The following is a 22,106-nucleotide window of genomic DNA, read 5'->3' on the forward strand; positions in this document are numbered from 1 at the left end:
CACCCACCGGCCACCAGAGCCACCCCCTGCAGGCCGGCCGGTGCTGCGGCCGGGGCCGCGCGGTTCCGCGGAAGATAGGGGCTGGCTGCTGCGGCCGCGACGGTAGATTACGGGAACCCGTCATGAAGGGCGCCGGTCGAGACGGCGGCCTCGGCCGCCGCGGCCCGTCAGGGGCCCAGCAGTCCGCGCAGCCACACGTCCCGGTTTTCGACCGCGTAAGCGGCCGCCCGGCGCCAGTGGTCTCCGTGGCCGGCACTGTACATCGACCCCCACGGTTCCCGCCCGGTCAGGTGCGAGCGGCGCAGCAGGGCGTGCATGGCCGCGGCCCGCTCCCCCATGGCATGGGGGAGCTCGCCCCGGAGCTCTTCGCCGGCGCCGTATCCGTCGATGAAGGCGCGCAGCCGTGCCGCGGCCCGGACGGGTTCCCGGTGGTAATCCGAGAGGGTGAATGCCTGTGCCGCGTAGGCGAGATCCCACAGCCGGGTGCTGGGCCCCGCACCGTCCCAGTCGATGAAGACCCAGCGCTCGCCGATGATGAGGTTCCACGGCGCGAGGTCGTTGTGGAACACCAGGTCGGCGGCGGCGGGCGGAATGAGGACCTCCCATCCGCCGGCCCGGCTGCTGTCGAAATCCTTGCTTGCATCGTGGATCCGGCGGACCATCCGGCCGACCCGGGCAAGGTCCTCCGGAGTCAGCGGAGGGAGCTCCAGGGCGGGTGTGCCGGGGATGAATTCGATGACCTGCCGCCCGGACTCGTCCCGCCCGAAGTGCTGTGGTACATCCACCCCTGCCGATCGCACGGCGTCCAGAAAGGCCTGCACGGCCGGGGTCGAGGCGGTCCAGGGCTTGCGGACAGTCGCTCCAATGCGCACGACGGCCGGGGTGGCGTTGCCCCCGGTGAGCGGGTGTTCCTCGGTGTCCATCCCGCCAGACTAGTCGGCGGTGCGGCCGCCGACGCTGCTGCGCCGGGGCCGGATGCCCTCCACCCGCCTGAATCGAATCATTCTTTGGACCCGGTTTGCTGCTCGGGGTAAATGAGTTCATACTCGATTCACGCACAATGTGACCGTCCCCACACCGGGGGCGGCCGGGGTCCCGGGACCGACAACGACGGGCGGCTTGCGAAGCCGCCCGCGCGATGGAAAGCCCCGGAATGCCCGCCGTGCCAGCCATTTCCGCCCCGGCCGACCCTCGTCCGGCCAGCACGAAGGAGACCCATGCAGTTGCACGGAAGGTCCAAGTTTGCCGCCCTCGCCGCGATGTGCGCGTTGGCGCTCACCGCCTGCGGAAGCCCGTCCGCCGCCGCCCCGGATGCCTCGGCCGGAAAGGCCGACGGCGTCTCCCTCGTCTCCCCGGGCAAGCTGACAGTGTGCACGCACCTTCCCTTCGCCCCTTTCCAGGTCAACGATGATTCCGGCAAGACCGTCGGGTTCGACATCGACCTGGTCAACCTCGTGGCCAAGCGGCTCGGCGCCCAGACGGCGATCATCGACACGCCCTTCGAGGGGATCAAGTCCGGTGAGGACATGGCCACCGGGAAGTGCGATATCGCCGCCGCCGGCATGACGATCACCGACGCCCGGAAGGAAGCAATCCTTTTCTCCGAGCCGTACTTCGATGCGACCCAGGCCCTGCTGGTCCCGGAGGGCGCGGACGTCACGTCCCTCGAGGAGCTCGAGGGCAAGAAGCTGGGCGCCCAGTCGGCCACAACCGGCCTCGACTACGCGCAGGCCCACCCCGAGTGCGGGTGCGAAATCATCGAGTTCCAGGATCTCGCCTCACTGACGCAGGCGCTGATGACCGGTCAGGTGGATGCAGCCATCAACGATCTGCCCGTCTGGACCGAGGCGCTGAAGGCCAACCCCGGCAAGGCGAGCATCAGCACCCAGTTCGACACAGGGGAGCAGTACGGCCTCGGCATGAAGCTGGGCAACACGGCCCTGAAGAAGGTCGTGGACGAGGTCCTCGCGGACGCCAAGAGCGACGGCACCTACGACGAGATCTATAAGGAATGGATCGGGGACGTGCCGAAGAGCTGATCGGCCCACCCGCGGCGGCCGCCGGCCGCCGCGGGCCGGATCCGGATCACGTGCAGCACCAGTGAGGAAACCATGAGCACACAGACCACCTATCCCGCCACCGAGGCCGCAGCGCCGCGGCTGACACGCCGGCAGAGAGCCCGTGTCTCGCTCGGCATCCAGTACGCCCTCGGGATCGCTGTCGTCGGCCTCCTGGCGTTCATGACGGACTGGGCGACCTTCAGCGCGGCCTTCCTGAGGTTCGACATCCTCGAACGGATGCTCCCGCGGGTGATCCTCATCGGTCTGGTGAACACCATCATCTACGCGACCCTTGCGTTCATCTTCGCGTTCGTGGTCGGGCTGCTCCTGGCCGTGATGCGGCTGAGTTCGGTTGCGGCCTACCGGTGGCTCGCCGGCGCCTACATTGAGTTCTTCCGCGGGGTACCGGCCCTCGTCGTCCTCTTCATGGTCGCCTACGGCATCCCCAACGCCTTCCCGGGGTTCCAGTTCCCCGGCGACAAATACGGCATGGTGATGGTCGGCCTCGGCATCACCGCGGCCGCCTACATGGCGGAGACCTTCCGGGCCGGCATCCAGGCCGTCCCGAAGGGGCAGCTTGAGGCGGCCCGCACCCTCGGCATGAGCCACACCCGCACGATGGCGACGATCGTCATCCCGCAGGCCTTCCGGGTCGTGATTCCGCCGCTCACCAACGAAATGATCCTCCTGGTCAAGGACTCGTCCCTCGTCTATGTCCTCGGGGTCACGGCCGCACAGTACGAACTGACGAAGTTCGCCCAGGACTTCCTGAACCGCTCCGTGAACGCCACCCCGCTGATCGTCGCCGCCCTTTGCTACCTGGCGATCACCCTTCCCCTGTCCGGCCTCGTGCGCAAGCTCGAAGCCCGCTACGCGAAAGCACGCTGACCATGGCTACCCAACCGATCCCGGCACCAGGCTCGCACGCCATCTCGATCCGCAACCTCAAGAAAAGCTTCGGCTCGAATGAAGTACTCAAGGACATCTCCCTCGAGATCGAACCCGGGGAAGTCGTCTGCATCATCGGTCCCTCCGGCTCGGGAAAATCGACCCTGCTGCGCTGCGTCAACCTCCTGGAGGTCCCGACCTCCGGAACCGTCCTCGTCGGGCCGGACGAGGTGACCCACCCCGATGCCGACCTGGACCGCATCCGCCGGCGCATCGGCATGGTGTTCCAGTCCTTCAACCTCTTCCCGCACCTGACCGTCCTGGAAAACCTCACCGTCGCCCAGGTCAAGGTGCTGAAGCGGCGCAAGGAGGACGCGACCGCAACCGCGCGCCTCAACCTGCACCGGGTGGGCATGTCCTCCAAGGAAGACGCCTACCCCGGGCAGCTTTCCGGCGGGCAGCAGCAGCGCGTGGCGATCGCGCGGTCGCTTTCGATGGAGCCGCAGCTCATGCTGTTCGACGAACCGACGTCTGCGCTCGACCCCGAGCTTGTCGGCGAGGTCCTGGCCGTCATGAAGTCGCTCGCCAACGAAGGCATGACCATGGTCATCGTCACCCACGAGATGGCCTTCGCCCGTGAGGTCGCGGACCGGGTGGTCTTCATGGACGGCGGTTACATCGTCGAGCAGGGGCGAGCCCAGGAGGTCATCGGCAACCCCCAGGAGGAGCGCACCCAGTCCTTCCTGCACCGGGTCCTCAACCCGATGGTCATCGACGAGGAAGAGCTTTCGGCGGCTTCCTGACCCCTCACCGGTGCCTGGGCAGCGCGCAGGTGGGGAAGGGGGAGCCGTGCAATCACTGGACACCGGAACGAGGCACACACAGATATGACGATCGAACAGACAACGGCACCGGCCGCGTCGCCCCTGGCGCCCCGGTGGCTCGAGGTTCCCTCCGACCTGAATGCCCTGCCCTCCAAGCTCTGGGCAAGCACCGTGAGCCGGTCGCTGTCGGGGGAGCTGAGCATCGGCGGCGTCGGCGTGTCGCGGCTGGCCGGAGAGTTCGGGACTCCCGCCTACGTGGTGTCCGAAGACGACTTCCGGCAGCGGGCGCGCGCGTTCCGCACGGCCTTTCATGAAGCCTTCGCACCACTGTGCGGCGGGGCCGACGTCTACTACGCCGGCAAGTCATTCCTCTGTGTCGAGGTGGCGAAATGGGTGGACGAGGAAGGGCTGCGGCTGGACACCTGCTCGGGCGGTGAGCTGGCACTCGCGGCCCGGGCGGGCATCGAGGGCGCGAAGCTCGGCCTGCACGGCAACAACAAGTCCGATGCCGAACTGATCCGCGCCCTCGAGATGGGAGTTGGCCGGATCATCGTCGACAGCCTCCAGGAACTGGCACGCGTCGGAGAACTCGCCCGGGAGCACGGCACCACCGCGCCCGTGCTGCTGCGGCTCACCCCCGGCGTCCACGCCGAGACGCACGAGTTCATCGCAACGGCGCATGAGGACCAGAAGTTCGGCCTTTCGATGGCCTCCGTCGACGGGCGGCCATCCCCCGCCGAGACCGCGGTGGCGTCCGCCCTGCAGGACGCGGGCATCCGGCTGCTGGGAATCCACTGCCACATTGGCTCGCAGATCTTCTCGTCGGAGGGGTTCGCCCTCGCCGCCGAGCGCCTCCTGGCGTTCATCGCCGGGATGCGCACGAAGCACGGGCGCGTGCTTGAGGAACTCGACCTGGGCGGCGGGTACGGCATCGCCTACACCATGGCCGATACCCCGCAGGACCCGAAGGACGTCGCCTCGGCCATGGCCCGCGTGGTCGGAGAGGCCTGCGCCCGCCTGAACATCGAGGTCCCGCGGATCTCCATCGAACCCGGACGCGCCATCGTGGGCAGCACGACCTTCACCCTGTACGAGGTGGGGACGCTCAAGACCAATGCCGTCGAGCACGAAGGCGGCCTGTTCCCCCGGCGTTATGTCTCCGTCGACGGCGGCATGAGCGACAACCCGCGGCCCCTGCTGTACGGGGCGGACTACTCCGCGGCCCTGGCCTCCCGCAGTTCGGGCGCCGACGCCGCGCTGTCGCGGGTGGTTGGGCGGCACTGCGAGAGCGGGGACATCGTCGTCCGGGATGTCTACCTGCCCTCCGACCTGCTCCCCGGGGACCTCCTCGCCGTGCCCGGGACGGGGGCCTACTGCTGGGTCCTTTCAAGCAACTACAACTACACGCCCCGCCCTCCTGTGGTGGCGGTCTCCGGAGGCCGGGCGCGCCTGATCGTCCGAGGCGAGACGGAGGACGACCTGTTCCGCCGCGACGTCTGGTCCTGAGGATCCGCGATTCGCCCGGCGCGGGAATTTTCCTGGGAATCGGCATGGACGCAGTGATCGGAAAGTAGCATGACTTCCAGTCCGGGCGGGCCGGTGCGGAAACGGATGCATTGACGGAGGTAGGGCATGTCCGAGCAGGAAGCTCCAGCGGGTCTTCCCGTGTTTGAAAGCATTCGACGCCAGCTGTCCGAGATGTCGGCCGCCGAGCGCAAGGTGGCGCGCACCCTGCTCGGCGGGCCGGCGGCGACGGGGCTCGCGTCCTCGACCAAGCTGGCGCGCCTTGCGCAGGTCAGCGGGCCGACAGTGATCCGGTTCGTGAACCACCTCGGCTACGCCACCTATGCGGACTTCCAGGACGCGGTGAAGGTCGAGGTGGTCGCCCGGGTGACGACGCCGGTGGAACTGTACCCTGAGGCGCAGAGTGCCGGGGGCGGTGCGCTCGACGACTTCTCCGCCACCCTGGGCTCGGCGATCTCGGACACCCTGAACCGCCTCTCACCGGAGGACCTCACGGCGGCGGCGGAGCTCCTTGCCGATCCGCGCCGGAGGGTGCTCGTCTTCGGTGGATGGTTCAGTTCGTCCCTGGCCCGGCACCTCTCCGCCATGCTCCAGGAGCTGCGGCCGGGGGTGGAATTTGTCGACGAAGCGCGCACCCAGCGGGTGGCGGCCCTGTGCGATGCCGACAAACGCACGACCGCCGTCGCCTTCGACTTCCGGCGCTATGAGGCCGAAACCGAGAAGCTTGGCCGGACGCTCGTCGACCAGGGTGCGAAACTCATCCTTTTCACCGACCCGTGGCTGTCCCCCCTGGCGGATGTGGCAAGTGCGGTGCTGCCCGCTTCGGTGGGAACACCACGCCCTTTTGAATCCTACGTATCGAGCATGGCCGTGGTGGAGGCCCTCACGGCGCGCGTCGTCGACCTGACCTCGGCAGCTTCCCGGGCCCGGTTCGAACGCTACGGATCGTTCGTCGACGCCCTGGTTCCGCATTGGGAGTACCGGCGCGGTGTCGACGCCGCGGAATCGGCCGCTGGAACCGCTGGGGTCACTCGGGAGTGACGTATGCCCCGGAAATCCCGCCGTCGACCAGGAAGGTCGAGGCGGTGATGAAAGAGGCATCGTCGCTGGCCAGGAAAGCCACGGCGGCGGCCAGTTCCTCCGGTTCCGCGAATCGTCCCAGCGGAACGTGGATGAGGCGCCGGGCGGCTTTCTCGGGGTCCTTGGCGAAAAGCTCCTTCAGCAGGGGCGTGTTGACCGGGCCGGGGCAGAGCGCGTTGACCCGGATCCCCTGCCGGGCGAATTCGACGCCGAGTTCACGGCTCATGGCGAGGACTCCGCCCTTGGAGGCGCTGTAGGAGATCTGGGAAGTCGCCGCTCCCAGAACAGCGACGAACGACGCCGTGTTGATGATCGAGCCTTTGCCCTGAGCCTGCATATAGGGGAGGGCGTATTTGCAGCAGTAGAACACGGACGTGAGGTTGACTTCCTGCACCCTCCGCCAGGCCTCGATGCCGGTATCCAGGATCGAGCCGTCCGCCGCAGGGGAGATGCCTGCGTTGTTGAAGGAGATGTCCACCCGCCCATAGGTCTCGTTGGTGACGGCGTAGAGGTGCTTGACCTCCTCTTCGCTTGTCACATCGACCTTCACGAAAAGGCCCCCGACCTCCTCGGCGGCGCGCAGGCCCGCGGTCGGATCGACGTCGGCGATGACGACCCGGGCTCCTTCCGAGGCGAACCGGCGGGCGGTCGCCAGGCCGATGCCGCTGGCGCCGCCGGTAATCACGGCGCTGCGGCCTTCGAGACGGTGGGAGATGAGCTGCTGGGTCATTCGGGATTCCTTATGCTGGCGTTCGGTTGGGCGTCACGGCCCGGTGGCTAGAAAGACGTTTTTTGTCTCGGTGAAGGAGTCGAGGGCGTCGGGCCCGAGTTCCCGGCCCAGCCCCGACTGCTTGAAGCCTCCAAAGGGCGTGGAGTACCGGACTGACGAGTGGGAGTTGACCGACAGGTTCCCCGATTCGAGCCCGCGGGCCATGCGAAGGGCCCGTCCAACGTCCCTGGTCCAGATGGATCCTGAGAGCCCGTAGATCGAATCATTGGCCAGTCGAAGGGCGTCTGCTTCGTTCTGGAAGGGAACCACCGCGACGACCGGTCCGAAGATTTCCTCGCGCATCACCCGGTCCCCGGGGGAGGGGGTCAGTACCGTCGGCGGGAACCAGAATCCTTTGCCGCCGGGGGCCTCCCCCCGGAAGGCGATCGGTGTGCCAGAGGGCACGAAACCGGAGACCGTTTCGCGCTGGGCGGCGGAGATCAGCGGACCCATGAAGGAGGCCTCGTCCTGCGGGTCGCCGACCTTCAGGGCCTTCACCGCCGGTTCGAGCAGCTCCAGGAATTTTTCGTAAACGCTGTGCTCGACGAGGATCCGGGAGCGCGCGCAGCAGTCCTGGCCGGCGTTGTCGAAGGCCGCTCCGGGAGCCGCGGCTGCGGCTGCCTCAAGGTCGGCGTCGGCGAAGATGACATTGGCGCTCTTGCCGCCAAGTTCCAGGGTGACGGGTTTGACCTGGTCGGCGCAGCCGGCCATGATCCGCTTCCCCACCGAGGTGGAGCCGGTGAAGACTACTTTCCGCACGGCCGGATGGGTGACGAACCGCTCGCCCACTACCGAGCCCTTGCCGGGAAGGATCTGCAGTACTCCCTCGGGAAGGCCCGCATCCCGGGCCAGCTGCCCGATCCGCAGCGCGGTCAGCGGGGTCAGTTCGGCAGGCTTCAGGACGACCGTATTGCCGGCCGCGAGTGCGGGGGCGAATCCCCACGCGGCGATGGGCATCGGGAAGTTCCACGGCACGATGACCCCTACGACGCCGAGGGGTTCATGGAAGGTGATGTTGACCCCTCCAGCGACGGGAATCTGCTGCCCGAGATGGCGTTCCGGCGCGCCGGCGTAGTAGGCGAGGACGTCCCGGACGTTTCCGGCCTCCCAGCGGGCATTGCTGATGGTGTGACCCGCGTTGCGGACCTCCAGCCGGGCGAGATGCTCCAGATCGGCGTCAACCGCCGCGGCGAAACGACGCAGGAGCAGAGCCCGGTCCGCCGGCGCGACGTGGCGCCACGTCTCAAAGGCCCGCGCGGCTTTGTCGATGGCCCGGTCGGTGTCCTCAAGGCTGGCCAGTGCGACAGTTTCGATGACCTCTTCAGTGGTCGGGTTCAGGACATCAAACGTGCTGTTCGACATGGACCGTGCCCTCCGTTCGTGTGAGGCGGTACGTGCGCGCGGCGTGGATGAAGCCCGTGAACAGCCGCAGGTCGCCGGGGTTCTGTTCGGGATGGAACTGCACCCCAAGGACCCACCCTCCCGACGTCGTTTCGACGGCCTCAATGGTGCCGTCTGTCGCTGCCGCAGTGACGCGGAGACCCTCGGCAACCCGGTCGAGCGCCTGATGGTGATAGCAGGGGGCGTTGGCCCGCGGCCCCAGCAGGGCCTGGCTGATGCTTCCGGGCGCCGTCGTGAAATCGACGTTCCCGAACACCCCGGGGGCCGGCTGGTACCGGGACTCCGGCAGCACATCCGGAACGTGTTGGATGAGCGAGCCGCCCAGGGCGACATTGAGGATCTGGGCGCCGCGGCAGATGGCGAAAAGGGGCACTCCGGCTGCCAGCGCCGCACGCGTCAGGGACAAATCGTGGCTGTCACGGGAGGGCTGCGCGTGCGTCAGCGCATGGGGGGCCGCGCCGTATTGTTCGGGGCCGACATCGGTCCCGCCCGCGATGATCAGCCCATCGAGCAGCTCAACGACGGAGGGATCGGTCCCGACGGGTGGCAGGAGGACAGGGGTTCCCCCGGCGGCCACGACGGCCTCGACATAGGTACCCGGGAGCAGCGCGGCGTCCGCCGTCCACACCCCCCAGGCGGCTTCCTGGTAGTAGGTGGTCAGCCCGATGCGGGGGCGGTAGGGCTCAGAGACGTTCAAAGACACGCTTGCGCTCCCAGTCGGTGACGGCACTGTCGTAGGCCTTCAGTTCGACGTCGGCCGCGTGCAGGTAGTGCTCCACCACCTCGTCGCCGAAGGATTTGCGGGCGATCTCGCTGGCGGCCAGCAGGGCGCGGGAGTCCCGCAGGGTTGTGGGGATCCGGTCCGCACCCGACTGGTAGGCACTCCCTGTGGTGATGGGTTCGAGCGGGAGTTTGTTTTCGATGCCGTGGATGGCCGCCGCGATGAGCGAGGCGGCGGCGAGGTATGGGTTGACGTCTCCGCCGCCCACCCGGTTCTCCACCCGAAGGCCCCGTCCATGCCCGACCACGCGCAGGGCGCAGCTGCGGTTGTCCAGGCCCCACGCAATCGCGGTGGGAGCGAAACTGCCCTCGACGAACCGCTTGTAGGAGTTGATGTTGGGGGCCAGGAAGTAGGCCATTTCCTTCATGGCGGCCAGCTGACCGGCCAAAAAGTGCTCCATGACCGGGCTGAAGCCGTGCTCGCCGTCCCCGGGCAGGACGGGGTTACCGTCCAGATCGGTGAGGCTGAAGTGGATGTGGCAGGAGCTGCCCTCACGTTCGTTGTACTTGGCCATGAACGTAATGCTTTTCCCTTGTTGGGCGGCGATTTCCTTGGCCCCGTGCTTGTAGAAGGCGTGGTTGTCGCAGGCGGTCAGGGCCTCCCGGTATCGGAAGGTGATCTCCTGCTGTCCGAAATTGCACTCACCCTTGGATGACTCCACGACCAGGCCGGCTTTCTCCATGCCCGTACGGATGCTGCGGATCACCGGCTCGAGTCTCGCGGTGGCAAGGAGTGAGTAGTCAACGTTGTAGCGGGAGGCGGGGGTCAGCCCGTCGTACTTCTTGTTCCAGGCCTCCTCGTACGTGTCATCGAACATGATGAACTCGAGTTCGGTGCCGATGTGGGCGCGGTAGCCCAGGGCTTCAAGTCGTTCAATCTGGGCCCGGAGGATCTGCCGGGGCGACTGGCTCACCGGGCGGTCATCGAGCCAGAGGATGTCGCACTGGACCATCGCCGTGCCCGGCAGCCACGGAACGAGCCGCAGCGTTGCAATATCCGGCCGCAGGACCATGTCCCCATAGCCGTTTTCCCAGGACGACATAGCGTAGCCGTCGATGGTGTTCATCTCCACGTCCACGGACAGGAGGTAGTTGCAGCCCTCCGCGCCGTGGCCCAGCACATCCTCCAGGAAGGACCGCGCCCCGCATCGCTTGCCCTGAAGCCGGCCCAGGGAGTCGGTGATGGCGACTACCACGGTGTCGATCTCACCGGCAGCCACCTTCTCCTTCAGCTCTTCGACGCTCAACGGTGCCTTGGAATTCTCTGGTTCATTAGTCATTGGATATCCGTCGCTTCGGTCCTGGTTCATGGATGGGTCGGAGCCCGCCGGCAGGCGCGGCGCTCAGGGCTTTCGTTCGTCAGAGCCTCACTTCTTCAGCTCCGCCTCGGCAGCGGCGAGCCGTGCGAACTCCTCCTCCGGCGCGCCGGCGACGATGCGGTGGCGGCTGTAGAACCAGTAGTAGAGGAGCGCCGCGCAGAAGATTCCCGCAGTAATCGACGCCGCAAGGACATCGACGACGAAGGTGGCGACGACGGCGACGGCGGCCAGGGCCAGCGCGACGGAGGTTGTCACGACGCCGCCCGGCGTCCGGTACCCCCGGGGAAGATCCGGTTCCTTTTTCCGCAGCACGATGTGGGAGAGGTTGAGCAGGACGTAGGAGACGGTGGCACCGAAGACGGCGATGTTGATGAGAAGCCCACCGTTGCCGGTGGCCGCGGCGAGAATGAACCCGATGGTGCCGGGAACGATCAGTGACCAGTAGGGAGTGCGCCGTTTGCCCGTCAGCGACAGCCACCGGGGAAGGTATCCGGCCCGGGAGAGTGCAAACAACTGCCGCGAGTACGCGTAGATGATCGAGAAGAAGCTGGCGACCAGTCCTGCCAGGCCCGCGTAGTTAACGAATTCGGCGAGGATCGAATTGTCGCCGTAGGCGAGGCGCAGTGCTTCCGGAAGGGGGTTGTCGGAGGTACTCATGGCCTCCGACCCGGCGGCGCCCGGTACCAGAACGAGCATCAGGGCCCCGAAGACCACCAAGATCAGCATGGCGGCGATGATGCCGCGCGGCATGTCCCTCTTCGGGTCCGCGGTCTCCTCGGCGGCGAGTGGAACGCCTTCGATGGCGAGGAAGAACCAGATCCCGTAGACGAGGGCGGCGACGACGCCGCTGATGCCCATCGGCAGGAATGCGCTGGAAGCCGGTGATCCGTCGGGAACGATATCGAAGAGGTTCCCAACACTGAAGTGGGGAATGAGCCCGATGACGACCGCGACCAGCGCGACGACGGCGATCGCGGTGATTCCGAAGATCAGACGGAGGGCTTCGCCCACGCCGCGCAGGTGGATTCCCACGAAGATGGCGTACGCCACCAGGTACACGGGCCAGGAGTTCGTCAGCCCGAAGAGCCCGAGGGCCTCAATATAACCGCCGATGAAGATCGCGATGGCGGCCGGCGCCACGGCGTACTCGATCAGTACGGCCATTCCGGTGGCGAACCCTCCCAGCGGGCCCAGCGCCCGCCGGGCGAAACCATATCCGGCGCCGGCGGCCGGCAGGGTGGAGGACAGCTCGGCCAGACCGAACACCATGCACGTATACATGATGCCCATCAGCACGAACGCAATCAGGAGTCCGCCCCAGCCGCCTTCCGCCAGGCCGAGGTTCCATCCTGCGAAGTCACCGGAGATGACGTAAGCCACTCCGAGGCCGGCCAGCAGCACCCATCCGGCGGCCCCGCGTTTGAGCTGACGCTGCTGGAGGTACTTCTGGTCCGCGTCCTGCCGATCCGACGTTGACATGGCAATCCCTTCACCTGAGGGCTCAATGGTCTGTTAATAGTCCATAAATTTTGGTCTCAGTGTGAGGTAGATCACGGAGTACGTCAATAGATCAGCAAAAACACCTGGAAATGGTGAGGGACAGATCCACCTTCCGCTGGCGCAGCGGTGCAGAATTGATCTACAGCTGATCGGGATTAGGCCTGATTCTAGACCGGAAGGGATGGTGGCATGGGAGCCGAACTCTCCGAAGGTACCGCCCGGTTTCTTCGCCCGGTTCGACACGGGAACGCCTTCGAGGAAACGATTGAACGGCTGCTGCAAAACATCAAACTGGGAGTGCTCGCGGCGGGTGACAAGTTGCCTGCCGAGCGGGAGCTCGCCGATTTGCTGGGCGTATCACGCGCCACCCTGCGGGAGGCCCTGGCCGAGCTTCAAAAGGCGGGATATGTCGAGGTGCAGCGCGGCCGTTACGGTGGCACTTACGTTTCCCGGGGTCGGCCGCCGGAGTCCGGAACGCTCCCGGAGCCTGGTCCTGAAGAGGTGGAAGACGTCCTGATCCTCCGCGGCGTGCTCGAGCCGGCGGCGGCGTCCCTGGCAGCCAAAGCGAGGCTGTCCCCCTCGCAGCGCAGGCACCTGCTCGATACGCTGGCGGAGGTGGCGGGAGCGCCGGCTGATGCGTACCGGCCCAAGGATGCCCGGTTCCACGTGGCCATTGCGGAAGTCAGCGGCTCGCCGAGCCTGGCCGCTGCGGTGGCCGATGCCCGTGCGCGGGTCAGCGACCTGCTGGACCGCATACCCCTGCTGGAGCCGAACCTTGAGCACTCCAACCGGCAGCACCAGGAAATTGTCGACGCTATCCTGCGCGGAGACCACGAGGAAGCGTTCCGGGCCACCGAGGATCACCTGCAGGGGACGGCATCGTTGCTTCATGGTTTTCTCGGCACTTCCCGCGCCGACGGGGAATCCCCCTAGCTCGGAGCGGGCGAGGCGGGGTGGCCCTGCGGGTCCCGCCTGCGGGAGCGTGGGGTCTGGTATTGGTGGCCCGAGCATCTTCCGGGCAGGGGATTCGCTCGAGCGCGGCGCAGGGAGCCGGCGTGAACTGCCTTGAGTCCATCACCCTTGTCGTGTCACTGCTGCGAGCGGAGTCCGGGAATTATCTTCGGCCCCCATGGGTTGATACGTAAACAGGATCGCAAAGTCCTAAACAAGGAGTACCGAGACCTTCTGACGGTACTCTTCCGGCCGATGCCGGTCAGCCCGAACGCACCCTCCCATTCACCAAATCCAGCAAGGAACTGAATCATGGACTACAAGCTCGAACTCATTATCCTGCCCGTCGCCGACGTGGACCGCGCCAAGGCGTTCTACGACAAGCTCGACTGGCGCCTCGACATCGAGACCGAGAGCAAAGACGGCATCCGGGCCGTGCACTACACCCCGACCGGATCCCACGCCTCCATCATCATCAGCAACGGCCTCACCGACGCCGCCCCTGGCTCGACCCGCGGCACCTACCTGGTCGTCGACGACGTCGAGGCGGCCCGCGCCGATATCGCCTCCCGCGGCATCGAGATCACCGAGGTCTTCCACCAGACCGACGGCGGCATCCCCACCCCCGACACCGAGGGACGCACCCCGGGCCTTGCCCCGGAGCGCGCCAGCTACTTCTCCTTCGCCATCTTCAGCGATCCCGATGGCAACGAGTTCATCCTCCAGGAAATCACCACCCGCTTCCCCGGCCGCGTCTAACTGCCTCCGCCAGGGCCGGAGCCCGCACGGGTTCCGGCCCTGACCCCGGCGCCGGCCTATGCCGCGGACCCGAATTCACCTTCGGGCCCGCGTCATCTGTGCGCAGTTCTACCGGCACGGAAGCAGGCCTTTGGTGACGGCAACCATCAATTACCCTCGGTGAGTTTCATGAAAGGGGACCTCCATGCCCAACCTTCCTTCTGATGCAGCTTCGACGCATCCCACTACCGCGTCCGTACGTCCCGCCGGACGCACGCGGCGTCGCTGGATTGGTGCCGCCGCGGCGGCCGCCGCAGCGCTGGTGGTCGGCACTGTCTCCGCCGGAGCCTCCGAGCCCAAGGCGGGACCGGAAAGCTGGGTGACCAAAGGGCACGAACTGCCGGCGGGCTTCAGTGACACCTTCGAGAGCCGCTTCGTCGAGGCCAACGGCATCCGCCAGCACGCGGTGGTCGGCGGGGAAGGCCCGGCGGTTCTGCTGGTGCACGGTTGGCCGGAGGATTCCTACGCGTGGCGTTCGGTGATGGGGCCGCTGGCCGAGGACCACACCGTGATCGCAGTCGACCAGCGGGGCATCGGGCTGACCGAGAAGCCGGCCGACGGCTACGACACCGCCACCCTGGCCGATGACCTGGCCGCCCTGATGACCGAACTCGGCCATGAGAAGTTCTCCGTGGTCGGCCACGACACTGGCTACTTCATCGGCTACGCCCTGGCCGCGGACCACCGCGACCGGGTCGACCGCTTCGCCGGCGTTGAGGTCCCTGGCCCTCCCGGGATTACCAAGGGCGGTCCATCGCTGTTCTCCGATGAGCCGACCAACAACCGGCTGTGGCATATCCCCTTCAACCGGGTGGACGATGAGCTGATCGTGAACCTGGTCCGGAACAGTGCCGATGAGTTCTACCGTTACGAATACCGGATCCAGGGCGGCGGGTTCACTCCGTCGGAGCAGGCGATCAAGTACTACGTCAAGCAGTACAACCGCGACAAGGACAGCCTCCGCGCCAGCTTCGAGCTCTACCGGGAGTGGGACACCCTGGTTGCGCAGAACGCCGAACGCGCCAAGACCCCGCTGACCATCCCCGTGATCGGCATCGGCGGCCAAAAAAGCTGGGGACCGGCCGCCGCGGCCGGGATCAAGGCCGCTGCCCCCCAGGTGCAGACCGCCGTCATCCCCGGCGCCGGCCACTGGCTCGCCGAACAGGCGCCTGAGGAGCTGGTCAACGTGCTGCGCCCCTTCCTAGCGGCAGACACCCAGTAAAGTCCACCTCAACAGCCCGCCCAGCGAAGCCCGCCACCGTCCCGGTGGTGGGCTTCGCTGCGTCCGCGACGGCACTGGCAACACGGCCCTGGTAACAAAAGGAGAGTTTCTGGTCGGCGTCCATAGGCAGTCGATAGGATGCCACGCGTGCGGTGTGATCCGGCAGCGCAATGCCGGCGGCGTGGGTATCTGCGGCCGCGACGCCCCGTTCCCGGTCGGTATTCCGCGCCGGTGAAGCGGTGAAGCGGTGAAGCGGGAGTGTGCGCCTACAGCCTTCCCGGCGTGTGTCCGTACCCAGCCAATCCAGTTGAACTGTCAGAAGTTCGGGGTCCGTCCACCATGTTCCTGGCGGGCCCGGGAATAGCTAAGGAACCGAATCATGGACTACAAGCTCGAACTCATCATCCTGCCCGTCGCCGACGTGGAGCGCGCCAAAGCGTTCTACGACAAGCTCGATTGGCGGCTCGACGTCGATCTCAAGGGCGAGGGGGGCTTCCGGGCCGTGCACTACACCCCGACCGGATCGCACGCCTCCCTTATCATCAGCAACGGCCTTACCGACGCCGCCCCGGGCTCGACCCGCGGCACCTACCTGGTCGTCGACGACGTCGAGGCGGCCCGCGCCGATATCGCCTCCCGCGGCATCGAGATCACCGAGGTCTTCCACGAGGCGGACGGCGGCATCCCCACACCCAAGACCGAGGGGCGCGTCCCGGGCCTGGCTCCGGAGCGCGCCAGCTACTTCTCCTTCGCCATCTTTCACGACCCAGATGGCAACGAGTTCATCCTCCAGGAAATCACCACCCGCTTCCCCGGCCGCGTCTGACCCATCGCCGGCCATGCCGGGGCCGGGGGCGGCACCGCCATCAGGCCCCGGTGAACCAAGGACGCCCATCACCCTCCCGGGGGTGGGCTCCCTTACTTCCGGCCGGTCCCTGTCTTCACCACGGGCCCGGCCTGCCGAACCGGAACATCGACGGCACACCACCCCGGCGCACCTGACCCGGAGATCTTCACAGCATGACAAACGGGACCCGTGCGATTCGCACGGGTCCCGGTTGAGGTGGACCAGCCGAGGCCGGTGTCTGGTCCGGCGTCAGCAGCCCGCCAGGGCTTTGCTCAGCGGCGCGACCTGCGGTTCAGGAAACGGGTGAGGATGTGGGCGCGGAGGCGCAGCAGCTGGGGTGCGAGGCCGTAGATGACGATGGGGACGGCGACCGTGGCGAGGACCAGGGTGCGCAGGACCGGGTGCAGCGGCTCAAGCCACTGGCCGAAGGCGAGGTTGATGATGGTCAGCGTCGGGAACACCGACAGCCAGATGATCAGCGCCATCTGGTGGGTGTTCGGAGGTGCGGGGCGGCGCAGGGTGCCCGTGGATGCCGGGGCGGTGGACGAGATGGAGGTGGACATTGTTTCTCCTAGGGAGACCTCTTGGTGGTGAAGAAGTGAAACGGAACGGGCCCCGGGGTATCCCTGTCGAGGTGGGGGTGGTCCTTGGAGGGGCGGGGTGTTGCTGGGATGGGCGCCCGCAGCTTGCCGCTGCCGAAAAGTTCTGCGGTGCGCTGCCACGGCCGCGACTCTTTGTTGGTCTGTTGCCGATTCAACGCGGCGAAAGGCCGCGCTTATTCCGTGCACCGCGCCCACCCAGCGCGCACTACCCGGCCAGGGAAACTCCCACCCGCAGGCCCTCATCCACTGCCTCGAGAACGCCGGCCGTGCCAACCCCGAGGAAACCGCCGGTTATAGGGTTTAGGTAAGGCTAAGCTAATGTGCTTTTGTGATCGAACGAAGGGAACTCTCGGGCCTCGAAGCCCATGACCTCACGCTGCGCTACGGGGACCGGGACGTGGTTCACGAAGCAGTGCTGACCCTCAAGCCCGGCCGGATCCTTGCCCTCGTCGGCCCCAACGGCAGCGGCAAGTCGACCCTGCTGCGGGCACTGGCCCGGCTGCACCCGGCGTCCTCGGGGGCGATCACCGTGACGCCCTCGGACGGCCCGGCGGCCGATGCGCTGATGATGAAGCGCAGCGACTTCGCCCGGCACGTGACGTTGCTGTCCCAGAGCCGCCCGGTACCCCACGGGCTGAGCGTGCGGGACGTCGTCGAGTTCGGGCGCCATCCGTACCGCGGCCGATGGCGCGCCGCCGACCCCGAAGGGGCCTCGGCCGTGGAGCGCGCCATGGATTTGACAGGTATCACGGCCCTGGCCGGCCGGGGTGTGCACGAACTCTCCGGCGGGCAGCTGCAGCGCGTCTGGCTCGCGGGTTGCCTGGCCCAGGACACCTCGGTGCTGCTCCTTGACGAGCCGACCAACCACCTGGACCTGCGCTACAAGGTGGAGATCTTCGATTTGCTCCACGACCTTGCCCGCGTGCACGGCGTAGCGATCGGGGTGGTGCTTCACGACCTCGACGAGGCGGCCGCACTCGCGGATCACGTCGTAGTGCTCTCCGACGGCCGGATCGCCGCCGCCGGGCCCGCCTCCGAAGCGCTCGACGCGGACCTGCTCAGCGACGTCTACTCAATTCCCATCGTCACGCACACCGACCCCCTGACCGGCCGGCTGCGCACGCGCGCCGTCGGCCGGCACAGCGAGAGACAGAACTCCCCAAGCGAAAGGTCAATCCATCCATGAAGATCTCCAAGGCCTTGGCCGCCACGGCCGCCGCAGCGCTGCTGCTCACCGGCTGCGGCACCACCGAAGACGCCGCAGGAGCGGCCTCGAACGGCTCGGGGGGCGGAAAACCCGTCACCGTAACCGACGCCCGCGGCGTCGACGTGGAGCTCGATGCTCCGGCGACCAGGGTCGTCGGCACCGAATGGAATGTCGTCGAGAACCTCACGACCCTCGGCGTCATGCCCGTCGGCGCCGCCGACATCAAGGGGTACACGGACTGGGTCCAGGCCGGCAAGCTTGACGACACCGCCACGGACATCGGCACCCGCGGCGAGCCAAGCCTGGACACCATCGCCTCGCTGGATCCGGACCTGATCGTCGCGACCACCGACCTGGCCGAAACCGTCATCACGCAGCTTGAGGATCTGGCCCCCGTCGTCGTCGTGAAATCGGCCGACGCCGGCCGGCAGATCGACCAGGCCAAGGACAACCTCAAGCTCGTCGCCGAAGCAACCGGCACCGAGGCCAAGGCCGAGGACGCCATCGAAACGTTCGACGCCGCGGTCGCCGAAGGCAAGGCCACCCTCGAGGAGGCAGGGCTGGCCGGATCCAAGGTCGCCTTCGCCGACGGCTGGGTCGCCGACGGAACGGTGTCAATCCGCCCGTTCGCCGAAGGCTCGCTGCTGACCGACATCAACACCGAACTCGGGCTGGCCACCCCGTGGACGCAGGAAGGCGACCCGGCCTACGGCCTGGCCTCCACCGACGTCGAGGGCCTCACCACCCTCGACGCCGACGCCTTCGTCTACATCACCAACAGCGTCGACGGTGACTTCACCGAGGAACTCGCCGACAACGCCGTGTGGAAGTCCCTGCCGTTCGTGAAGTCCGGTCAGGTACACCGCCTCAACGACGGCATCTGGATGTTCGGCGGCCCGGCCTCGATGACCCAGTACGTCGACGCCATCACCACGGCCCTGACCAGGTAGCGCCAGCCGCGCCATGACCGAGACTGCGAAGAGGGCCGCCCGGCCTGCCCCGGCCGCACCGGTGGCAGTGGCGGGCGCGCCCGCGCTCCCGCACCTGCGCCCCGTCCCGGGCGCCCGGGGTTCGGCCGCCGCCGCTGCCGGCGTCGGGCTCGTGGTCCTGGTCCTCTTCGCCTTGATCCACCTCACCCAGGGCACCGCCGACGTCGGACCCGCCGACCTGCTGGGGCTTCTGGCCGGCAGCGGCTCCGACCAGGAGGCGGCGGTCCTGCTCGCCTCCCGCCTCCCCCGGCTGGCGGCCGGAGCCCTGGTCGGCGTGGCGCTGGGGGTCGCCGGAGCCGCCCTGCAGTCGGCCACCCGCAACGTCCTGGCCGCCCCGGACACGCTGGCGGTCAACGCGGGCGCCCACTTCGTCATCGTCGCCGTCGCGGCCTTCGGCATCACCCTTCCCGCCCTGCTCTCCGGCGGCCTCGCCTTCGTCGGGGGTCTGGCCGCGGCCCTGCTGGTCCTTTCCCTGTCCGGGGGCGGCGCCAACGGCAACGGCGGGCCGATCCGACTGGTGCTTGCCGGCACCGCGCTGGCACTCGGGCTGCATTCGGCCACCGGCGCCCTGCTGCTGCTTTTCAGCCAGGAGACCACCGGGCTCTACGCCTGGGGCCAGGGCAGCCTGGCCCAGTCCCGGCCCGACGAACTGCTCCAGTTCACTCCGGTGGTCGCGGCGGCCGCCGTGGGGCTTTTGGTTCTGTCCCGCCGGCTGGATCTTCTCGGCCTGGGCGATGACGCCTCCCGGCTGGCTGGGGCGGATCCGCGCCTGGCCCGCGTGGGCGCCGTCGTCCTTGCCGTCGTGCTCTCCGCGTCGGCGGTGGCCATCGCCGGCCCGATCGGGTTCGTGGGGCTGTGCGCGCCGGCCATTGTGCGCCTGCTGGCCTCCCGCGTCCGCGGGCTGGGCCGGCACCGGGCGCTGCTCCCCGTGTCCGGACTGGCCGGGGCGGTGGTGGTGATCGGAGCCGACGTGGTGGTACGCGGCGCCTTCGGCGCCGAGGCCGGAGTGGAGGTGCCGACGGGCGCGGTCACCACAGTCTTCGGTGCGGTGTTTCTGGTGGTCCTGGCGCTGCGCATGTCCGATGCCGGTCTGAGCGCCGCCGGGGACGCGCTGGCCCGGCTGCGCTCCCGCAGGGTCTTCCTCGCCGTCCTGGGCGGCCTGGTGTTCCTCCTGGTCGGGCTGCTGGTGGCCGGAGCGCTGCTCGGTGATGCGAAGCTGCTGCTCGGCGACCTGGCCAACTGGCTCACCGGCCGGGCCGGCGACCGCGTCAGCGCCGTGCTGGAAACCCGGGTGCCGCGCGTCGCGGCGGCCGTGCTCGCCGGGGCGGCACTGGCGATCGCCGGCGCCCTGATCCAGGCGGTCTCAAGGAATTCGCTGGCAGAGCCGGGCATCCTCGGGGTGTCCGGAGGCGGCGGGCTGGCCGCCATCCTCGTCATCACCACCGTCCCGCTGGCGGGATCCTGGCTCATCACCGGGTCGGCGCTCCTGGGCTCCGCGGTTGCCGCGCTGCTCGTCTTTGGGCTGGCGTTCCGCGGCGGGCTGCAGCAGAACCGCCTGGTGCTGATCGGCATCGGGGTGTCGGCCGGGCTCGCGGCGGCCATCACCGTCCTCCTGGTGAGCACCGACCCGTACAACCAGACCAAGGCCCTCACCTGGCTCTCCGGCTCCACCTACGGCCGGACCTTCGCCTCGACCCTTCCGCCGCTGGCAGCGCTCGCGCTGACGCTGCCCGTGCTCACCGGCCTGCGGCGCGAGCTTGACCTGATCGCCGTCGACGACGATTCCCCGCGGGTGCTGGGCGTCCGGCTGACCGCCTCGCGGCTGCTGGCGCTCTCCGCAGCGGTGCTGCTGACGGCGGGCGCGGTGTCCTCGGTGGGGGTGATCGCCTTCGTGGGCCTGGTCGCACCGCATGCCGCCCGCAGCCTGGTGGGGGCGCGGCACGTGCGGGTGCTCCCCGTGGCGGCGCTCATCGGAGCCTGCACGGTGGTCCTGGCGGACGCGGTGGGCCGGACGGTCATCGCTCCGGCGCAGATCCCTGCGGGGATCATGACCGCGCTGGTGGGCGCCCCGTACTTCGTCTACCTGCTGTGGCGCTCGCGCGTTGACCGGAGCGCCTAGAAGCCCGGACAGGCGGCGCGCCGCCCTTGCAGGGCCGAGCTCCTCCGGAATCGGCCCCGCTACAGGATCAGCTCGGTGCCGTGCTCCGTCGTCCGGGGGAATCGGAGCTCCGATCCTCCGAGGAAGGTGAGCGGCTGTGCGGTCAGCGCCAGCCGGTCGCCGATCCTGACCGTGGCCAGCAGCAGTGCCTGGACCGCATCGATGCCCAGCGCGTAGCCGTCAGGCTTCTCCGCTCCCAACCCCTCGATCCGGAAAGCGCAGTACCAGTCCCCGGGGGCATCCGGCATCCGCTGGGGCGCACAGAGGCGCACGGTGACGCCGCCGCCGTCGGCCGTCCGCAGGGACCGCGACGCGATGACGCTTGAAGGGTCGAAGGCGTAAGGGGATCCCGTGTCAGTCATACACCCAGTCCTATCAGCGTTCCGGCCGGAGGCCCCGCTTTGCCTCCGGCCGTTCCGAAAGATCAGCCGAAAGGGTGACGCCCCCGGGCCGGAATCTCCCTCCTACTGCTGACGCGCCGGCATACCGTCCTCACCTACGCTTCAGGGGTCAATCGACCACCCCTCCCGCACCGCACCCGGTGTCGGAGCAATCCTGAGGAAAAAAAGACAATGGAAACGCTGCAACGCATCGAACGCTTCACCCTGGTGCAGAAACTCACCGTGCTGGTGAACCGTTACGAAATCCGTGCCACGGACGACGCCGGCGCGCCGGGCGCCCTGCTCGCCGTCGCCCAGCAGAAGCGGGCGGCCTTTCGGGAGCAGGTCACCTTCTACGCGGACGAAGCGAGAACCACCGCTCTGTTCTCGTTTCGGGCACGGCAAAGCCTCGACGCCGGGGCCACCTACGACGTGCTCGACGTCGGCGGCAGGCCGATCGGCAGCTTCCGGAAAGACTTCGGGAAGTCCCTGCTGCGCTCCACCTGGCACCTTGACGCTGACGGGGTGAAGGCCGTGGGCAGCGAACGCAGCGCCGGTGTGGCGGTGGCCAGGCGGCTGTGGGACCTGACGCCGATCGCCGACTTCCTCCCGTCCCCGTTCCTGTTCCACTTCGACTTCCTCGACACGGCCGGTCAGCCTGTCCTGACCTCGGAACGCCGCCGGTCACTGGGCGACAGCTACCTGGTCACCGTCCCCGGAGGGCAGGTTGATGGACGGGTTGCCGCCGCCATGGCCGTCGCCCTCGACGCACTGCAGGCCCGGTAGGCCCCCGCTGGCTGGGAACGC

At 68.0% G+C, this 22,106-nt stretch carries 21 protein-coding genes; 13 read left to right on the plus strand and 8 right to left on the minus strand.

What is annotated here, in order from left to right; all coding sequences use genetic code 11:
- Positions 1-167: 167 nt before the first annotated feature.
- Entirely contained in the window at positions 168-923 is a 756-nt protein-coding gene (locus tag GVV77_RS07180) for a phosphotransferase (RefSeq protein WP_159617452.1), read from the minus strand.
- A 294-nt stretch (positions 924-1,217) separates the two neighbouring features.
- Here GVV77_RS07180 and GVV77_RS07185 point away from each other — a divergent pair, with 294 nt between their 5' ends.
- The 5 genes from GVV77_RS07185 (at position 1,218) to GVV77_RS07205 (ending at position 6,337) form a co-directional block, all read left to right on the plus strand.
- Positions 1,218-2,039, plus strand: coding sequence for an ABC transporter substrate-binding protein (locus GVV77_RS07185; protein ID WP_159617453.1), 822 nt, complete (start codon positions 1,218-1,220; stop codon positions 2,037-2,039).
- A gap of 72 nt (positions 2,040-2,111) precedes the next feature.
- Positions 2,112-2,948, plus strand: a complete 837-nt coding sequence (locus tag GVV77_RS07190; RefSeq protein ID WP_159617454.1) for an amino acid ABC transporter permease — start codon at positions 2,112-2,114, stop codon at positions 2,946-2,948.
- Between the two features lie 2 nt (positions 2,949-2,950).
- Complete coding sequence (locus GVV77_RS07195; RefSeq protein ID WP_159617455.1) at positions 2,951-3,751, plus strand: amino acid ABC transporter ATP-binding protein; 801 nt, start codon at positions 2,951-2,953, stop codon at positions 3,749-3,751.
- Positions 3,752-3,835: 84 nt separating this feature from the next.
- Positions 3,836-5,278: a diaminopimelate decarboxylase gene (gene lysA, locus GVV77_RS07200; RefSeq protein ID WP_159617456.1), complete on the plus strand. Its 1,443-nt coding sequence runs from the start codon at positions 3,836-3,838 to the stop codon at positions 5,276-5,278.
- Positions 5,279-5,404: 126 nt separating this feature from the next.
- Complete coding sequence (locus GVV77_RS07205; RefSeq protein ID WP_159617457.1) at positions 5,405-6,337, plus strand: MurR/RpiR family transcriptional regulator; 933 nt, start codon at positions 5,405-5,407, stop codon at positions 6,335-6,337.
- Here GVV77_RS07205 and GVV77_RS07210 read toward each other — a convergent pair.
- The 5 genes from GVV77_RS07210 to eat all read right to left on the minus strand — a co-directional run bounded on the left by GVV77_RS07210 (position 6,324) and on the right by eat (position 12,124).
- Positions 6,324-7,106 carry a 3-oxoacyl-ACP reductase gene (locus GVV77_RS07210; RefSeq protein WP_159617458.1) on the minus strand — a complete coding sequence of 261 codons (783 nt, stop codon included), beginning with the start codon at positions 7,104-7,106 and terminating at the stop codon, positions 6,324-6,326. The genes GVV77_RS07205 and GVV77_RS07210 overlap by 14 nt on opposite strands.
- A gap of 33 nt (positions 7,107-7,139) precedes the next feature.
- On the minus strand, positions 7,140-8,507 hold the full coding sequence (locus GVV77_RS07215; protein ID WP_159617459.1) for an aldehyde dehydrogenase family protein: 1,368 nt from the start codon (positions 8,505-8,507) through the stop codon (positions 7,140-7,142).
- On the minus strand, positions 8,488-9,249 hold the full coding sequence (locus tag GVV77_RS07220) for a gamma-glutamyl-gamma-aminobutyrate hydrolase family protein (protein WP_159617460.1): 762 nt from the start codon (positions 9,247-9,249) through the stop codon (positions 8,488-8,490). Before GVV77_RS07220 ends, GVV77_RS07215 begins: the two co-directional genes overlap by 20 nt.
- Positions 9,230-10,606, minus strand: a complete 1,377-nt coding sequence (locus tag GVV77_RS07225; RefSeq protein ID WP_159617461.1) for a glutamine synthetase family protein — start codon at positions 10,604-10,606, stop codon at positions 9,230-9,232. The genes GVV77_RS07220 and GVV77_RS07225 overlap by 20 nt, the downstream gene beginning before the upstream one ends.
- Positions 10,607-10,693: 87 nt before the next feature.
- Positions 10,694-12,124 carry an ethanolamine permease gene (gene eat / locus GVV77_RS07230; protein WP_159617462.1) on the minus strand — a complete coding sequence of 477 codons (1,431 nt, stop codon included), beginning with the start codon at positions 12,122-12,124 and terminating at the stop codon, positions 10,694-10,696.
- Between the two features lie 210 nt (positions 12,125-12,334).
- Between eat and GVV77_RS07235 the strand changes: the two genes are divergently transcribed.
- The 4 genes from GVV77_RS07235 (at position 12,335) to GVV77_RS07250 (ending at position 15,942) form a co-directional block, all read left to right on the plus strand.
- Positions 12,335-13,078 (plus strand): FadR/GntR family transcriptional regulator, encoded by a 744-nt coding sequence (locus GVV77_RS07235; RefSeq protein ID WP_159617463.1) that lies wholly within the window; start codon positions 12,335-12,337, stop codon positions 13,076-13,078.
- A 330-nt stretch (positions 13,079-13,408) separates the two neighbouring features.
- Positions 13,409-13,855 carry a VOC family protein gene (locus GVV77_RS07240; RefSeq protein ID WP_159617464.1) on the plus strand — a complete coding sequence of 149 codons (447 nt, stop codon included), beginning with the start codon at positions 13,409-13,411 and terminating at the stop codon, positions 13,853-13,855.
- A gap of 184 nt (positions 13,856-14,039) precedes the next feature.
- The gene (locus GVV77_RS07245; RefSeq protein ID WP_159617465.1) at positions 14,040-15,116 is read left to right on the plus strand and encodes an alpha/beta fold hydrolase; all 1,077 of its coding nucleotides are present in this window, start codon (positions 14,040-14,042) and stop codon (positions 15,114-15,116) included.
- Between the two features lie 379 nt (positions 15,117-15,495).
- Positions 15,496-15,942 (plus strand): VOC family protein, encoded by a 447-nt coding sequence (locus tag GVV77_RS07250; protein ID WP_159617466.1) that lies wholly within the window; start codon positions 15,496-15,498, stop codon positions 15,940-15,942.
- 293 nt (positions 15,943-16,235) lie between these two features.
- On the opposite strand, the gene GVV77_RS07255 is transcribed toward GVV77_RS07250, so the two are convergent.
- A complete protein-coding gene (locus GVV77_RS07255; RefSeq protein ID WP_159617467.1) occupies positions 16,236-16,526 on the minus strand; it encodes a putative antibiotic biosynthesis monooxygenase in 291 nt (96 codons plus the stop codon).
- A 367-nt stretch (positions 16,527-16,893) separates the two neighbouring features.
- Here GVV77_RS07255 and GVV77_RS07260 point away from each other — a divergent pair, with 367 nt between their 5' ends.
- From GVV77_RS07260 to GVV77_RS07270, 3 genes are read left to right on the plus strand one after another with little or no spacing between them, the layout of a single operon-like run.
- Entirely contained in the window at positions 16,894-17,751 is an 858-nt protein-coding gene (locus tag GVV77_RS07260) for an ABC transporter ATP-binding protein (RefSeq protein WP_159617468.1), read from the plus strand.
- Positions 17,748-18,722 carry an iron-siderophore ABC transporter substrate-binding protein gene (locus GVV77_RS07265; protein WP_159617469.1) on the plus strand — a complete coding sequence of 325 codons (975 nt, stop codon included), beginning with the start codon at positions 17,748-17,750 and terminating at the stop codon, positions 18,720-18,722. Before GVV77_RS07260 ends, GVV77_RS07265 begins: the two co-directional genes overlap by 4 nt.
- A gap of 13 nt (positions 18,723-18,735) precedes the next feature.
- Positions 18,736-20,880: an iron ABC transporter permease gene (locus tag GVV77_RS07270; protein ID WP_159617470.1), complete on the plus strand. Its 2,145-nt coding sequence runs from the start codon at positions 18,736-18,738 to the stop codon at positions 20,878-20,880.
- 59 nt (positions 20,881-20,939) lie between these two features.
- Here GVV77_RS07270 and GVV77_RS07275 read toward each other — a convergent pair whose 3' ends face one another.
- Entirely contained in the window at positions 20,940-21,281 is a 342-nt protein-coding gene (locus tag GVV77_RS07275) for a DUF6968 family protein (protein WP_159617471.1), read from the minus strand.
- A 210-nt stretch (positions 21,282-21,491) separates the two neighbouring features.
- Here GVV77_RS07275 and GVV77_RS07280 point away from each other — a divergent pair, with 210 nt between their 5' ends.
- The gene (locus GVV77_RS07280) at positions 21,492-22,085 is read left to right on the plus strand and encodes an LURP-one-related family protein (RefSeq protein WP_159617472.1); all 594 of its coding nucleotides are present in this window, start codon (positions 21,492-21,494) and stop codon (positions 22,083-22,085) included.
- Positions 22,086-22,106: the final 21 nt, after the last annotated feature.

Origin of the sequence: Arthrobacter zhaoguopingii (assembly GCF_009828605.1) — a bacterium.
GTDB lineage: Bacteria > Actinomycetota > Actinomycetes > Actinomycetales > Micrococcaceae > Arthrobacter_D > Arthrobacter_D zhaoguopingii.